Origin of the sequence: Paenibacillus sp. JNUCC-31 (assembly GCF_014844075.1) — a bacterium.
In the GTDB taxonomy this organism is placed as follows: Bacteria; Bacillota; Bacilli; order Paenibacillales; family Paenibacillaceae; genus Paenibacillus.
Genome location: NZ_CP062165.1, coordinates 3,897,664 through 3,913,216, shown reverse-complemented (window position 1 = coordinate 3,913,216; position 15,553 = coordinate 3,897,664). Strand labels below are relative to the sequence as shown.

The window sequence follows — 15,553 nt, the reverse complement described above, 5'->3', positions numbered from 1 at the left end:
CCCCAGATTTTTTCGATTCCCTTTTCTCAAAGGGAAAATCCGGGGATAAAGGCGAACGCTACCGCTTCTTCAGAATCGATTCCGTCCCCTTCACTACGTCTACAGTTCTTCCAATTAAGATGCCTAGCCAAAGTTTAGATAGAAGGCTTCGCTTAATTAGGCTTCTGTCTGCTCTGTTGCCGTGTAACTCTTCGTTCTGCTTATATCACGTTGGTGTAATAAGCCTGTACTTATAGTGTACCCGCCTCACCTGTGGTGAATCCATGAACCCGTTCGTAAACGTGACAGTTCTGGTAATTTATTTATATACATGTTTGCATCAAAGAACATACCTTTATTTACTCTCGACTGATTTTAGTTCAAATCCCCAAGGTAAATGCGTGAAGAACCCTCATTTCTCAATAACTCACCAATGGTTTTTGGATACAAACGAACCTGGGATAACTCTTCAAGAGGAATCCATTCTACGGCTACCTGATGGTCGTCCGGGTTCGAGCCTTCAAAGATTGTAGCGTTCGGATCAATCAATCTGCATTCAAAATAAAATTCAACCTGATGGACATCCGCATCCCACTCGGCAAATTCATGGTTTTTTCCGATATATTCCCGGATATGCAGCAATTCTCCCACAGTCACCGCCTGGCCGATCTCCTCCAGACACTCACGTGCCACCGCATCCTTGAGCTCTTCGCCCTTCTCCTGTCCTCCGCCGGGGAAAACATAAGCTGCACCATATTGATCCTCCAGCCGGATCACCAGCAAACGTTCGTCCTGTACAATAACGGCCTTCGCCGAATTACGTATCGGTTTCATGCTTCACTTCACTCCTTACTTCTTATGGTCCCACCTCTGATCCTTGTACACTGAAGTACTCATCCAGCAGTTCCAATTGCAGACAGGATAACTCCCTCAGACTGAAGCAACAAGCGGATCTCTTGAGCAAACGCAAGTGCGTGAGCTCCGTCACCGTGGATACAGATCGTCTCAGCCTTTATGGGTACAAGTGTACCTTCCGTGGACACAATGATTCCCTCTTTCACCATCCGCAGCACTTGAGCAAGAGCTTGTTCCGTCTGATGAATGACAGCCCCGGGCTGACTGCGTGGTGTTAGCTTCCCATCAGCTCCATAGGTTCGATCTGCAAAAACCTCACTCACACTGCGCAGTCTAATACGATCTGCTGCCTGTATCATTGCACTTCCGGCCAGACCATAGAGATACAAATCCGGTTGTACCTTATAGACGGCCTCGGCGATGGCCTCAGCGAGCCGATTGTCCTCAGCAGCCATATTATACAAAGCTCCGTGAGGCTTCACATGATGCATGCGCCCCCCGCATGAACGGACAAAAGCATCCAGCGCGCCAATCTGATATACCACCATGTCATAGGCTTCCTGTGGGGTAATGTCCATACGTCTTCTGCCAAAGCCCTGCAAATCCGGCAGGCCGGGATGGGCGCCGATCGCGACCTGATGTTCCATGGCTTGCTGCACCGTTTGACGCATCGTTGTCGGGTCACCCGCATGGAATCCACAAGCGATGTTGGCTGATGTGATCAGCGGCAGAATCGCCTCATCCGAAGCCGTCCGATACACCCCGTAACTTTCACCAAGATCACAATTGATATCCACCGTGTTCATCGATGATCCCCCATTTCTGCCAATCTCCTGCGAACGAGCCGAACAGTCAGTCTCCAATTCAACTCCTGCTCCAGGAATAGTTGCTGTGCTTCTTCATATGTAATCCGTTCAAAGGTAACCCGCGCCCCCGGCCCTGCCTGTGCCAGTATCGGCAAATCCACTCGGGCCACCTGTGCAATCACAGGATAACCCCCAATGGTCTGATGGTCAGCCATCAATAGGATAGGCTGACCATCCGCTGGCACTTGGACCGTGCCATAAGTGACGGCTTCAGATAACCGCTCCAGCGGCTGACGGAGTTCCAGCTTCGTACCCTTCAGTCGATACCCCATCCGATCCGATTGGGAAGAGATCACATATCGCTCCTTATAGAATCGTTCCAGGCTATTTTCATCAAACGCTGCACTGTCTTTGCCTGGCATAACACGAATGACAGAGTCAGCATGGTATGCGGGCCACTCATTGCTGGACAAGTACCATCCAGGTGCTTCGATCCGCCGGTTGTTCTTTTCAGCGAGCAAGCTCAATCCATGTAACGTCGCTTGCGCTTCAAGAGAAACTTCTCCCGCAAACAACCTGTCTCCCACCTTCAAGGCACGCCCTTCAATCCCACCGAAGCCTGTCTTAAGATCCGTGCTTCGACTGCCCATGATCTCAGGTACTGAAATTCCACCAGCAATCGCCATATAGGTCCGCAAGCCGGAACGGCATCGCCCAAATCTCAGCACACTTCCAGCAAGCAATACGACCGGACGCCATAGCGGAACAGGTTGGCCATCCACAGTAGCCGACAGATCAGCACCACATAAAGAGATCAGCCGATTTTCATGGAAACGAAGCTCTGGTCCCGTCAACGTTATCTCAAGCACAGCCGCATCAAGGAGATTACCAATCAGTACATTGGCTGCTCTGGCTGCAAATGTATCCATAACCCCGCCCGGATGTACCCCATATTGGCGAAAGCCCGTTCTCCCTTCATCCTGAACGGTGGATAACAGACCTGGGCGAATGACCTCGATACTCATCGTTCGCCCTCCTTTTGTTCCAGATACTCCTGAAGTGATATCGATGCAAAACGAACCCGGTCACCCGCTGCAAGCAGGCTTGGTGGATTTTCCGTCGGACGAAATAGCGCCAGCGGCGTACGGCCGATACAATGCCATCCGCCGGGAGTCGCCACCGGGTAAACTCCCGTTTGTTTGCCGCCAATGCCCACCGTACCCGCTTCAACCGAAAGCCGCGGTGTGGCTCTTCTGGGCGTAGCGATCTTCTCCGATAATCCGCCCAGATAAGGAAAACCCGGTGCGAACCCGATCATGTGCACCAGGTAATCGCCGGATGTGTGAATGTCTATCACTTCATCTGGCTTAAGCCCATGTTCAGTAGCCACATAATCCAGGTCAGGGCCCAGTTTACCACCATAACATACGGGAATCGTGATGATTCTGGGTTGTACCAACGTTGCTTCTTTCATCCTATTCAACTCATGAAGCAGCATCCTGCACACCTCATGGTACGAAGACATCAACGGATCATAGAACAGCGTGACCGATGCATACGATGGTAACCACTCGATGATGCCCGGCAGTTGGCTCTTTTCCAGCAAAGCACATACAGACATCACCCTGCGGTGCACCGCCTCGGATATGGTATCCCCACAACGGATTATAACCCCTGTTTCCCCCAGAGGAGACAGCACCTCTTCAGTCCATGAATACGGCAGTTCGGTCATGCCATCTCCCTCCTCGTGCACAAGTTTATAATCCCCTGATCATTTTTTCTCCAAAGCATGCAATATAAGTGAACGAACAGCCGGAAAGGGCTCTGCTTCTTCTGTGCGTATAGCAAAATAAAGCGTCTGCAGAAAAACGCGCACATTCAGGCTCATCTGGCTGATCTTCAGAGGGGATTCCCCCTCCGTCCTACCGTTTGGATTCAGTGAATCGATCCACGATGCAATATCGCTTTGCTCCAGCAGATTGCGACGAAGGATGGTGACCACGGCATGGGCCATCCGCTGATCCTCATCATGAATGTAGACAACACCTGATTCGGTTATTTTCAACGTGAGCGCATGCAAAAGTCCCAGCAAAGCTCCCCGCTCCATATATGGCGACTGTGCCAGATCTTCAACCGCATCTGCCGCGTGTGCCGGAGCGTGCGCCCAGCCTTTATCATCGGTGTAGCCGCGAACATCTTTTTCAAGCTCCAGATACGCAGTCAACCGATGATGGGTAACTTCTATATCTTCCTTTTTCAGAAAAGGCCGCTGACGATCTACACTCAGAATTGGAGGCAAGAGCAGCACAGAGAAGGTCCGGGTAAACACACTGTCTGTCCCTTGTTCTCCGATTCCATGAAAAAGGTGCTGGTCATCCAGCGCCATCTGTAACAGCTGCCTGAGCTGTTCTTCCGAAAAAACGCCTTGTCCAATCCAGGTCGCAAAGGTGACATAGATCAGTTCATCCCGCAGGACCGGGTCTGGACTTCCAATATGCTGCATCATATGCATAGCCCATTGGTAAGGCAGTTCCACTTCCTGGGCGGATAGATTAGTCGACTGAATATGCTGCAATTTCTGTTTGAGTGCCAGAGCATCCATCTATAACGACTCCTTGTTGGAGTCCAAATGTACGCTGCAATTATATAGCTCACATTGCCAAGACTCCGCTTCCTTAGAGATCCGGGTGATCGACGTGTTGGACAGCTTTGCGCTCACATCCAGTTCGGGTACTAGCCCTCGCAGTGTATTCCGAAGAATGGCGCCATGGCTGACAACAATCACTCTACCATGGGGATGCTGACGTACAATATCTTCAATCGCGGCACTCCCCCGAATCGTACCTGCATCCGCAAGCTCCCGGCCCAGGTCCAGATTACTCCAATTCGCTCCCCACCGGGCTAGACGCTCGGCTTCGGTCGTACCTTCCACCTGTCCACCGCCCATTTCACGTAACCTCGGGTCCAAATGAATTTCCTGAATTCCCAGACGGTCGCCAATGATACGAGCTGTCTCACTTGCACGCTCCAGGTCACTTGCATAGATGGCATCCCACGTTTCCTCACTCAATCTTGCAGCAAGCAATAGCGCCTGTTCTCTGCCTTCCTGATCCAGCGGATTATCCGTTTGTCCTTGCGAACGTTTTTCCTTATTCCACGCCGTACTGCCATGGCGAATCAATGCGATCTGTGTCATTGCTGTTCCTCACCTTTACCTTTTTCTATGCGTAATTCATCATCTGTAAAATGTTTTCGTGTCTTCGGTTTGGCAAATTTGCCACCATTATATTGATCCGAACCGTTTCTCGGAATGGAGAGACTATCCCACGAAGTTTCTTTGAGCATTTTGGCTGTATGGATAATCTGCCCCACATGATAGGGATAGTGCGCTAATTGCCGAATAACGGCTTCCATGACGGTATGTCCTTCATTGCGAATGTATATGATATGAGACAGTTGCTCCGGTGTAAAAGAACGAAGGGCTCCAAGCAGACAGTTCCAGCCTTCCTCCCATTTGGCGAGCAGTTCTTCCCGGGTCAAGAGTTCATTCACGAATTCAGCATCACGTTCACGCCACGGCTTCTCTCCATCGGTTGTCAGCACATCCGTCCAACGGGACAGCATATTGCCCCACAGATGCTTCACAATAACTGCTATGCTGTTCGTATCTTCATTCCAGGATTGAAATAGTTGCTCCGACTCCAGTTGCTCCATGGCCTTCTCTCCAAGCTGCTTGTAATACAAAAATTGCTTCTCGGCTGTATCCAGGAATACCTGATTCATATCCACGCCTTCACAACCCTTCGTTAAATGTCTTTATTCCGGAAAAGAAAACGTCCCATCCTCATTCGGTTTAAAAGAAATCACTTTTCGCACAGCATCCAGATTAAGTTCACCATAAATATGTGGAAATAGTTCATTCAACTCATAGAGATCCTCATACACCAACTCAGGCTTCAAAGCCTTCTCATCAATACCAATCAATAGCAAATCCGTACGCCCCTGATAATATTGGGCTGCAACCCATGGGATCTGTTCTTTGGTGGAACAATGAATGAAACCGTCCGTCTCCAGACTATCCGGTGCATACACGCTCTGCTTGGATACCTGCTCCCATACCGCTTGGGAAATAATACTGTAGATCATTGTTCCGCCTCCTTCAAATTTCTTCTATGTATCTGTACACCATTGGAAATATTATAGATCATCCCGGATACGGGAGTACAATTTTTGATCCGTAAACACACCTTTGATCTTCAACTGTTTACGCAGCAAACCTTCAACCGACATGCCCAGCTTCTCCATCACTCGTGCAGATCCGATATTGCCTGCATTACATTTCCCCTCCAGCCGATTGCAGTCCAATTCCTGAAAACAGTAGTCAACAATCGGCTGCATCGCTTCTGCTGCGAGGCCTTTGCCCCAACAACTGCTCGCAATCGCATACCCCAACTCAGCACTTTGCATGGATTCATTGAGATGGAAAATGCCGCCTCTCCCGATCAGTCTGCCGGTCTCCTTCAGAATAAAGGCCCATATATAGACCGTTTTCTTCTCATAATTGTCCAAAACCCTTTGAATATATTGAACAGAATCATCCAACGTCTCATGACAGTTCCACAAACTTTGCTGACTCACGCTCGGATCGGAGGCGAAGCTAAAGTAATCATCGAGGTCATTGAGCGCAAGACGTCTAAGTTCCAACCGTTCTGTCTCAAACTCGGGTGATTCCGCAAAAAGTTTCTCAATATTCAAGTAAGTCACTCCCCATCATCAAGCCTTCTTATTTCTCAGGAAATAACGATCAATCCCATACACACACAGAATGCCGACAGCATACCTCAGCAAATCCATCACCAGAAATCCATGTCCCAAAATAAGCGCACCCAGCACCGTTGAACGTACTTCGTTTAGCCCAGGGGTCTGAATCATTTGTGAACATTCGACGGCCCAGCTAAAAACCAGGCTAACTACCAGCGCCAACTCTCTGCTGTGATTGATCCAAACCATGCGTACCCCAAAATAAATCATCCCTGCCCATAAGGCATCACCGAAATGCTCCCGCACAAAATCCGGCAAAAGCGCGCCAAAGTGTCTGGAAGCCAATCCTGCCACCATGGTTAAGATCACTGCGATGAAATAAATCAGCCTGCCTTTGAAGAACAACTGCATCAATGGATCAAATGCTTTCATCAAGAACTTGTAAAATAAATTCCGTTTTGGCAGCGGTATACGCTTCTCTGTCGTCCTTATTTTCATCAGCAAGCTTAGCTTTCAAGGTCGCGTAGGCCTCTACCAGATCCGGGCGCCGTCTCAGCACATCCCGAAACTGGATTTGGCGATCCCAACGTTCCTCTCCGGGACGCATCAGATGAAGATGTACCACTCTCTTGCCATCTTTCACTCTGACCCAGAATCGTCTGTATTCCCGACCATCCAGTTCAGGCGGAACGTAGTTCCAGTCGGCCGGATTCAGCTGATCGGCAATCCGTTCCATGTCATCCCATGACTGCACTTCTCCCATCAGATCAATGATGGGCTTGGCGGGCAACCCCGGAATGGACGTGCTCCCGATATGTTCGAATCTATGAATATTTAGCTGCTGTAAAAGGTCTCGGAGATGGCGGATTTCTTCCTCAGCCTGTGAGCTCCACATGGGATCAGCCTCAACAATCTGTACCGATTCTGTTGCCCATGCTGGCCAATTTTCCGGTTGTAATTGATCTGTCATTCAGATGCTTCCTCCTTTATGCGATTGCATTTCAGATTTTTTTTATACCTAAAAGGGGCGTATGTCTACGCCCCATCTGTTTTTGTTCACGATGATGAAAATACCTCAATTGATATGCTTCATTCGTTAAAACTTTATTTTACCGTTACCGGTATTGTAACTTTTTTGTTGCCCCACTTGGCGGTGATGGACGTTTTGCCTTTACCCACGGCTACAATCTTGCCACCTGTTACTGTAGCTACACTTGGTTTGGTGCTGCTCCACACAGCACTGCTTGTTACGACCGTGGTCTTGCCTGTATCATACTGCGCCATCACACTCAGTGTCGTGCTTGCCTGCGGTGATAACACCAGTTTTTTCTGGCCTGCAATCAGCTTTTTGAGCAAAGGGACGACGGTAACCTCTGCCTTTATTGTCTGATTTTGATAAGTTCCTGTCAAGGTGGCTTGTCCTTCGGTCAGTGTTTTGACTGCCCCATTTTTGACAGTTGCAACATTATTATTGGAAGAGGTCCATGTCACCTGTTTCGAAAGATTAATCGTTTTCCCATTGGCATATGTACCGATCACCTTCAAAGCCTTCGATTTCTTAATATTCAATTGCATGACGGCAGGCGTCACTTCGACTTTGGTAATCTCATCCGTAATGGCTACGGGAACTTTAACGGTCACTGAGCCATATTTGCCTTGTAGCAGCACTCTGCCAGGCGTAATTCCTTTAATTTTGCCACTCTCCAGCACCGCCGAAGCACTCGATACCGACCATACAATCTCAGACGTGACGTCTTCTTCCTTACCGTTCGCACGCTTAATGCTTACTTTAGGGAGAGCACTCTCACTGCCTTTAACAAAATTATAGGATTTCGGTGAAGCGGTGATGCTTTTGATTTTATCCTGAACCTTAACAAGCAATTGCGCTTTCGCACCATCTACTTGTGCGTATATCGTTGCTTCTCCCGCTGATACAGCTTTCACTTTGCCTTTTACGATGGTGACGACAGCTGCGTTACTTGTGGACCATGTGACGCCCTCCGTAACATCCTGCTTGTTATCAAATCCTTCAATAACCGCCATCACTTGAAGCGTAGTTGTCTGGGATACACTCATCTGTTGCGGACTGCTGTTGGTAATCTCGATGGAGGTCACATCACCCGTGGCTGCTTGGACCAGTGATGGAGCCAGTATCGTGCATACGATGAGCAAAGCAAGCATCCCACGCAATGCTATTTTCATTCGATTCATCTCCATGTTCATCTCCTATAATCCATTATTTTACTCCTATTATATTATATCGGAAATATATTGCATAATAGTGAATAATGTAGGAGCAATATTTCGGATAAGAGGAACATTCGACATCTTCCTATTAAATGTTCAAATAAACAATTACACGACAATGTAGAGGACAGAAATAACCTAAAGAAGCGAAGCTACAAGCTTTCTGCAAGAAAGCTACTTCGAAAACATACACTCCGCCTAAGAGATTTCAGAAAGAAAACTGGGGAAAACAGCGACCTTTAAGGTTACGCTAACGAACCTACCGCATCTTAAAATCTCGATAATCAAAAAATACAGCTTTTAACGAATCTCACTAACGTTATTCCGTCATAAAATGGCGTTAGAAGCTACCAATCGAACCCATTTGACGAAATAACGTCTCTATGATTCGTTACACCTCAGACCTGTGAAAATTGGAGCGAATAACGTGTGCTCGATTCGTTAGAACAAAATAACCCTAACAAGGGATGCTCCATAAGTCATGCGCATGACTCACGGGACACCCCTTGTTTGCTTTCTATTTTAGCTAACCACTTTTCTATTACTCATCATGCAGCTCTGGCAAATTCAAATATTCAGTACCGCCCATATAGGGCTGAAGTGCCGCCGGAATGCGAATGCTTCCATCCGCCTGCTGATGATTTTCGAGCAATGGAATCAGAATGCGTGGCGAAGCCACAGCCGTATTGTTCAATGTATGGCAGTATGCCAGCTTGCCTTCGGCATCACGACAGCGAATATTGGAACGACGAGCCTGGAAGTCATGCAGATTCGACGACGAATGTGTCTCTCCGTAGGCATTGCGGCTTGGCATCCAGGTCTCAATATCGTACTGTTTGTACGTTTTCTGCGACATATCCCCTGTACACACAGCCACCACACGATAAGGTAATTCCAGCAATTGCAATAATTCCTCGGCGTGCCCCGTAATTTCTTGCAGCATACGTTCCGACTCTTCAGCAGCTGGCGCACAAATGACCACCTGTTCCACCTTGGCAAATTGATGCACCCGGTACAACCCGCGCACATCCCGCCCGCCTGAGCCAACCTCACTGCGGAAACACGTCGATACGGCAGCCAGCTTGATCGGCTCCTGCACATCTAAAATCTCATCCGCATAATACGAAACCAGCGGCACTTCCGATGTGCCCACCAGCCATTTGTTCTCGCCTTGCAATTCATAGACCTGATCCCGTCCTGTGGGGAAGAATCCTGTGTTGAGGAGCGTATTCTCCCTCACCATCAAAGGAACCTCCAGTGGCACAAAATCATGCTTCAACAGCAGATCAAGCGCAAGTTGCTGTACAGCCCGATGCAGGAGCAGTCCTGCTCCTTTGAGCACGTAGCTTCGTGTTCCGCCAATCTTCACCCCGCGCGGGATATCGATCAGATCATGCCGTTCACCGAGTTCTACGTGGTCCTTAGCCTCATAATCGAATACCGGCAGCTCACCCACACGTCGCAGCTCCACATTATCCGCGTCCGATGCGCCCATTGGCGTATCCGGTGATACGACATTGGGTACCAACCATTGCAGCCTTGTCACTTCCTCTTGCACAACGGCAAGCTTGGCTTCAACATGCTCCAACTGATCGTTCAGCTGTTTCACCTGTTCCCTTAAACCCTCGGCCTGTTCACGCTCACCAGCTTGCATCAGCTTGCCGATGTCCGCTGATAAGGTGTTCCTTACCCTGCGTCCTTCTTCGCTTTCCTGCAAAAGTGCTCTGCGTTCTTCGTCCCGTTTCAGTAACTCACGAATATTCACATTGATTCGTTTTCCGTCTGCCGCAGCTTGCACCTCTTCTGCATGCTCCCGAATCCACTTCATTTCCAACATGGTCACCGTCTCCTTTGGCTGTAAAAATACAAAGAGCGCCCTCATCCCTTGGGACGAGGAGCGCTCTGCTCGCGGTGCCACCCAACTTGCCGAACCAGAATATTCTGGTTCAGCCTCTTGGTCCGCGATAACGGGCGGTTCCGGTTAACTTGGGGAAATGTTCGCTCCCCTGGCGAAAACGCCTCCGAGTTGGATGCTCTTCAACGGCATGGTCCGATCTGTAATTGTTGTGTTTCAGTATATACGATCGTTCGCCTCATCGCAAGTTATCCGTGCACCCCCTTACATGTCCTGTTATGATAGAGATTGTTTGTTTTTGGGAAATGCTCCTGAATGGCAGACTCGCTACATATACATCATATATTTAGAAGGAGTTTTTCTTCATGAAAAAATTGCTTTGGATCGGATGCTTGTCCTATTTCCTCATCGGACTTGCCCATGTAGTTCTCGGCTCCATCCTGCCTGTTGCCCTTGAACATTATGGCAAGGATTACAGTCAAGGAGGAACGCTTATTTTCGCCCAATTTGCCGGGTTCCTGGGTGGGGTACTACTATCTCCGTGGTTGAATAAACGCTTTGGCAAACGAGGCGGTCTATTAATTGCCGCGGCCCTGCTTTGCATTGCAGAGTTATCCTACATGCTGCTGCCACCTTGGGGTTGGATGTACGTCATTGCTCCTGCAGCCGGATTCGGATTCGGGATGATTGAGGCTGTCATCGGTACAATCATCATTGCTGCAATTAAAGATAATACCGCGGTCGCCATGAGCCGACTCGAAGTGTTATTCGGTATCGGGGCCATGGTCATGCCGCTCATTGCCAGCGGTCTAATCTCTGCCGGATACTGGCGGCTGTCTTTCCTTGTGGTTGCTGTCTGTGCAGCGATGACCTTCATTTTCTGGGCCAAAAGTTCATTCGGTGAGCTGGACAGCGAGCTGAGTCGACGTAGCTCAGACCAGACTCCTGTACACGCTCACGCTGCTGCATCGCCAAATGGAACAACCCCTTCAGACGTTGAGCCATCTCGTTCAATCTATCGCGGGCGCAATTTGGCTCTTCTGTCTTTATTTGTTCTGTTTTTCTTTCTCTACGTTGGAACCGAAATGAGTCTTGCCAACTTCATGCCCGCCATTCTGATTGAGAAAATGAACATGAAGGAAGCAGGTGCTGCGCTTAGTGTTACCTGCTTCTGGATCGCCATGTCTGTTGGACGGCTGTTTGCCGGATATATTGCGGAGAAGTTTCAATATCGCGTCTACGTTCTGTACAGCTGCCTCGCGGCCGTTCTGCTATTGATGATTTTTCCGTTCACCAACCAGATCTGGTCCGCATTTTTAATCATTCTCTTACTGGGACTTGCACTGTCTGGCGTGTTCTCCATCGCCCTCGTCTTCGCCAGCAAAATGCTGCTTGGAACCGAAGAATCGACGCCCAGTATCCTGATTGCATCAGGTGGAGTTGGCGGTGCCATTCTGCCTTTGGTTACAGGCTGGAGTCTGGATCATCTGGAAGTTAACCAATCCGCATGGATGCTCGCCATCTTTGCGGTTGGGCTGCTTGTCATTAGCGTGATCACGTATCAATGGCAGAACAAACATGCGGTCGATACAGTGACTTAACAGTTATGTGTCGAGGCAAACCTGAGAATTAGAATCAGAAACAAAATACCTATTATAGAGATTGAGATGTCCACCGTCATGAATTGGCGGTGGACATCTTGTTTAGCGTTATTCTGTTCTAACGAACCTGGTACACGCTATTCATCTCCATTTCTGCATGTTTGAAATCTAACGAATCCTAGAGACGTTATTCTAGATAATTAGCTCCAAATCAAGCTCTCGTTGCAGTTTCTTAGCATAGTAACGCCGCTGAGATTCGTTAGATTTTTCGTTCCTTAAAAACCGGCCCAATAAGATGTTCTCGATTCGTTAGCGCTGTAATCATGGTAGAAAGTGTCCTATCTTTGCCTCAGATCACCTTTCATTAAAGGTGAGCATACGATCTATTTATTTGCACAAGATTACCCAGGAAATACTTTAGGCCCATCTGAATCACACACTTTTGTTAACGGCAGGCAATACAGATCCATTATCCTTGATGAATTTACCAAATACATATCGCACGAGTGGCCCCAGAATGATCAACTGATATGGAAGCGCCAGGCTGAAGTTACGAGCGATTGTATGAAGGTACGTACGGAGTATGGATGCCCCGTTTAATTGATCCGCGAGATATGCCGAGATCATTCCATACATGGACATGATCAGTACCATACCAATCACCATGAAAAATGACATGGCGAGCACACCCAGAATCTTATTGGACTTGTCGAAGGGCAAGGAGAATGCAATCTTTCTCGCTACAGGTCCGACAATGAAAGACTCCACCAAAAACGCGATGACAAAACATAATATGAACTGAAGTAATATCTCAAGCGGGGACATCTTGCCGAGTAACCCATTGTGCCATAAATTAAATGTCATCATGACGACGACCATCCCTGTGCACATCAGCATTCCAAAAACAATTTGTTCTTTCTTCGTTGTTGGCAATTCTCTCATCCTTTCTGTTTACCTTCGTAATTATAGAGATGACGAACCCCCTCACATAAGTGAACATTATGTGAACATTGCCGACTTGTCCAAAAATTAAAATCCTGTTTGACAACCCCATAGCACAGTCCTATGATATCCCTTAAAATGGTAGAAAATATTTACTCAATATAAGGAGGATTTGGATTATGAGTTTTCAAAAGCGCATTGACCACGTTGGCATTGCCGTTCGTGATCTGGAGACCACACTCCGTTTCTATACGGAGATTGTTGGTCTTGAATTGAAAGACCGGGTAACCCATACCAACGGCGTCATCCAGCTCGCCTTTCTCGGCTTCAACGGAAGCAACGAGACTGAGATTGAGTTGATTCAGGGATACAGCGACAAGCTGCCTTCCGAAGGAACAGTGCACCATTTTGCCATCCATGTCGATGACCTTGAGTCCGAGTACAACCGCATTAAGGCAACCGAGGCCGAGTTTATTGATGGAGAGATCATTACACTGCCCAACGGTTACCGTTATTTCTTCATTTATGGACCCGAGAAGGAATGGATTGAGTTCTTCCAGCGCTAAGAATTGGAGCTGACTATGTATAGGTGCATATGATGATTTTCAACCGGATGGACCCGCGCTGGAGGAAGGGATATGAGCGCGTATATTAGTCCGGCTGACTTGTGTAATTTGATGTTCAAAGCAATTACAGCTACAGATCTGGAGCCCTTCACCATACTGCATGGGATCTCGAATAATCGGTTTAAACGATTAAATCTCGAATCCACTCAGAAAAAGGTAGGCTATGAACCGAAAGCCGATGCTTTTGCACTCAGTCAGATTTCCTTATATGATTCTCCACGATAAAAGTTAAAAAATCACACATCGACAGAGGTCGTTATACGCATGTATAAGGGCCTCTTTGATTACTTCATACGTGCCCCTATCCAGTTCCTGACTGGACATGCATCGGCCTCTGGCCTATAATTACACCTAGTAATGCCCGTAACTTCATAGTTTCCCAGGGGAGTCGGAATTGGCCGGCTGAGAGTGTATCCCACCAAGATACTGACCCTTAGACCTGATCTGGATCATGCCAGCGTAGGAATCGGAGTATATCGAATTGGCCCAGCCTAGCCTCTTTGCTGAGTGCCACATCTCTAACGCCTGCACGCGTCCCGGAGTAACGGGGCGCTTTTTTAATGTTCTTTTACATAGCCAGAAGAGCTGAAAAAAAGACGTCATCCGGATCATAGCTGGTATAAATCTGTCGATTTATGCAAGAAGCTTGGATATGAAGCCAAGGAGTACCCCGCGCCACTGGCCGGACAACATGAAGGAGAGAAATGACGATGAGATGGCGTAAAATGATGGGCCTATTGCTCTTGTGTGTACTACTAGTGGCTGTGGCCGCATGTGGCGGCAAAGAAGCTGCACCTTCAGGAGAAAATGGCAGCAGCAGCACCGAAAACAGCAATGAAGGTGACAATGCAGCCCTCAAGGATATTAAAGTGGTACTGGACTGGACACCAAATACGAATCATACCGGCCTGTATGCGGCCGTAGATCAGGGTTTTTATAAAGCCGAAGGCTTAAATGTCGAGATTGTACAGCCAGGTGCCGGAGGCGCGGATACAATGGTGGCTTCGAATGAAGTGCCATTTGGCGTAAGTTATCAGGAGAGCGTGACCCAGGCCCGCACACAGGGCGTACCGCTCGTGTCCATCGCTGCAGTCATTCAGCATAATACATCCGGATTTGCCGCTCCGGCGGAACGGAACATCAAGTCTCCCAAAGATTTTGAAGGCAAAACCTATGGTGGCTGGGGTTCACCGGTAGAAGAAGCCGTGATGCAGTCCATTATGGAAGGCGAAGGCGCTGATGTATCCAAAGTAAAAAATATTAACATGGGCGATGCAGACTTTTTCACAGCTGTGAAACGCGATATCGACTTTGCCTGGATTTTCTACGCCTGGACGGGTATTGAAGCCGAGCTTCGCGGAGAACCCATCGACATGCTGTATGTGAAGGATTATTCCGATGCGCTGGACTACTACACCCCTGTACTCGTGACCAATGAACAGACGATTCAGAACGATCCCGAGCTGGTTAAAGCGTTCTTGAAGGCGACTTCCGAAGGATATCAATATGCGATCGAACATCCCGAAGACGCTGCCAACATTCTGATTAAGGCCGTACCGGATCTGGACAAGGACCTTGTACTCGCGAGCCAGAAGTGGCTGAGTCCGAAATATCAGGATGACGCACCGCGCTGGGGTGAGCAGAAGCAGGAAGTATGGCAGAACTATACCGATTGGATGTTTAGCAAAAAACTGCTTGATCAGCAGGTTGATGTATCCAAAGCGTATACAAACGAGTTTCTACCCCAATAAAAATTGTTTAAGTTTAACTTTTTTACACCAGAACGAAGAGTGCAGAACCCATCTGTAGAAACGAAGTGGTCGCCTTTATCCCCGGATTTCCCCCATGAGGAAAATGGAATCAAAAAATCCGGGGATAACA

18 protein-coding genes and 1 riboswitch are annotated in these 15,553 nt (G+C 48.2%); of the genes, 4 read left to right on the top strand and 14 right to left on the bottom strand.

The annotated features are described in order from the left end of the window. Positions 1 to 354: 354 nt before the first annotated feature. The 13 genes from JNUCC31_RS17020 to serS form a co-directional block, all read right to left on the bottom strand. Positions 355 to 813 (bottom strand): NUDIX domain-containing protein, encoded by a 459-nt coding sequence (locus JNUCC31_RS17020; RefSeq protein WP_192262707.1) that lies wholly within the window; start codon positions 811 to 813, stop codon positions 355 to 357. Positions 814 to 872: 59 nt separating this feature from the next. Then, positions 873 to 1,640 (bottom strand): LamB/YcsF family protein, encoded by a 768-nt coding sequence (locus JNUCC31_RS17015; RefSeq protein WP_192262705.1) that lies wholly within the window; start codon positions 1,638 to 1,640, stop codon positions 873 to 875. Then, positions 1,637 to 2,665 (bottom strand): 5-oxoprolinase subunit C family protein, encoded by a 1,029-nt coding sequence (locus JNUCC31_RS17010; RefSeq protein WP_192262703.1) that lies wholly within the window; start codon positions 2,663 to 2,665, stop codon positions 1,637 to 1,639. The genes JNUCC31_RS17015 and JNUCC31_RS17010 overlap by 4 nt, the downstream gene beginning before the upstream one ends. Beyond that, complete coding sequence (gene pxpB / locus JNUCC31_RS17005) at positions 2,662 to 3,372, bottom strand: 5-oxoprolinase subunit PxpB (RefSeq protein WP_192262701.1); 711 nt, start codon at positions 3,370 to 3,372, stop codon at positions 2,662 to 2,664. The genes JNUCC31_RS17010 and pxpB overlap by 4 nt, the downstream gene beginning before the upstream one ends. Before the next feature lie 39 nt (positions 3,373 to 3,411). Further along, the gene (locus tag JNUCC31_RS17000; RefSeq protein WP_192262693.1) at positions 3,412 to 4,242 is read right to left on the bottom strand and encodes a DUF2785 domain-containing protein; all 831 of its coding nucleotides are present in this window, start codon (positions 4,240 to 4,242) and stop codon (positions 3,412 to 3,414) included. Further along, positions 4,243 to 4,836 (bottom strand): histidine phosphatase family protein, encoded by a 594-nt coding sequence (locus JNUCC31_RS16995; protein ID WP_192262691.1) that lies wholly within the window; start codon positions 4,834 to 4,836, stop codon positions 4,243 to 4,245. After that, positions 4,833 to 5,423 carry a DUF1572 family protein gene (locus JNUCC31_RS16990; protein ID WP_323374329.1) on the bottom strand — a complete coding sequence of 197 codons (591 nt, stop codon included), beginning with the start codon at positions 5,421 to 5,423 and terminating at the stop codon, positions 4,833 to 4,835. The genes JNUCC31_RS16995 and JNUCC31_RS16990 overlap by 4 nt, the downstream gene beginning before the upstream one ends. Before the next feature lie 33 nt (positions 5,424 to 5,456). Continuing rightward, positions 5,457 to 5,786, bottom strand: a complete 330-nt coding sequence (locus JNUCC31_RS16985) for a DUF952 domain-containing protein (RefSeq protein WP_192262687.1) — start codon at positions 5,784 to 5,786, stop codon at positions 5,457 to 5,459. 51 nt (positions 5,787 to 5,837) lie between these two features. Next, entirely contained in the window at positions 5,838 to 6,395 is a 558-nt protein-coding gene (locus tag JNUCC31_RS16980; RefSeq protein WP_192262685.1) for a GNAT family N-acetyltransferase, read from the bottom strand. A gap of 18 nt (positions 6,396 to 6,413) precedes the next feature. Further along, positions 6,414 to 6,833: a ribosomal maturation YjgA family protein gene (locus JNUCC31_RS16975; RefSeq protein WP_228469047.1), complete on the bottom strand. Its 420-nt coding sequence runs from the start codon at positions 6,831 to 6,833 to the stop codon at positions 6,414 to 6,416. Further along, on the bottom strand, positions 6,820 to 7,371 hold the full coding sequence (locus JNUCC31_RS16970; RefSeq protein WP_192262683.1) for a GrpB family protein: 552 nt from the start codon (positions 7,369 to 7,371) through the stop codon (positions 6,820 to 6,822). The genes JNUCC31_RS16975 and JNUCC31_RS16970 overlap by 14 nt, the downstream gene beginning before the upstream one ends. Before the next feature lie 134 nt (positions 7,372 to 7,505). Continuing rightward, positions 7,506 to 8,612, bottom strand: a complete 1,107-nt coding sequence (locus JNUCC31_RS16965) for an Ig-like domain-containing protein (RefSeq protein WP_192262681.1) — start codon at positions 8,610 to 8,612, stop codon at positions 7,506 to 7,508. A gap of 577 nt (positions 8,613 to 9,189) precedes the next feature. Then, the gene (serS, locus tag JNUCC31_RS16960) at positions 9,190 to 10,485 is read right to left on the bottom strand and encodes a serine--tRNA ligase (RefSeq protein ID WP_192262679.1); all 1,296 of its coding nucleotides are present in this window, start codon (positions 10,483 to 10,485) and stop codon (positions 9,190 to 9,192) included. Positions 10,486 to 10,868: 383 nt separating this feature from the next. On the opposite strand from serS, the gene JNUCC31_RS16955 reads away from it, so the two are divergent. Continuing rightward, on the top strand, positions 10,869 to 12,104 hold the full coding sequence (locus tag JNUCC31_RS16955) for an MFS transporter (RefSeq protein WP_192262677.1): 1,236 nt from the start codon (positions 10,869 to 10,871) through the stop codon (positions 12,102 to 12,104). A gap of 432 nt (positions 12,105 to 12,536) precedes the next feature. Here the strand turns inward: JNUCC31_RS16955 and JNUCC31_RS16950 are convergent, their stop codons facing one another. Then, complete coding sequence (locus JNUCC31_RS16950; protein WP_192262675.1) at positions 12,537 to 13,037, bottom strand: DUF2798 domain-containing protein; 501 nt, start codon at positions 13,035 to 13,037, stop codon at positions 12,537 to 12,539. 188 nt (positions 13,038 to 13,225) lie between these two features. Here JNUCC31_RS16950 and JNUCC31_RS16945 point away from each other — a divergent pair, with 188 nt between their 5' ends. From JNUCC31_RS16945 to JNUCC31_RS16935, 3 genes are all read left to right on the top strand, one after another. Beyond that, the gene (locus JNUCC31_RS16945; RefSeq protein WP_192262673.1) at positions 13,226 to 13,612 is read left to right on the top strand and encodes a VOC family protein; all 387 of its coding nucleotides are present in this window, start codon (positions 13,226 to 13,228) and stop codon (positions 13,610 to 13,612) included. A 72-nt stretch (positions 13,613 to 13,684) separates the two neighbouring features. Continuing rightward, positions 13,685 to 13,897, top strand: a complete 213-nt coding sequence (locus JNUCC31_RS16940; protein WP_192262670.1) for a hypothetical protein — start codon at positions 13,685 to 13,687, stop codon at positions 13,895 to 13,897. A gap of 146 nt (positions 13,898 to 14,043) precedes the next feature. Continuing rightward, positions 14,044 to 14,156: riboswitch (TPP riboswitch) on the top strand. Between the two features lie 226 nt (positions 14,157 to 14,382). After that, positions 14,383 to 15,423, top strand: coding sequence for an ABC transporter substrate-binding protein (locus tag JNUCC31_RS16935; protein ID WP_192262668.1), 1,041 nt, complete (start codon positions 14,383 to 14,385; stop codon positions 15,421 to 15,423). Positions 15,424 to 15,553 lie beyond the last annotated feature (130 nt).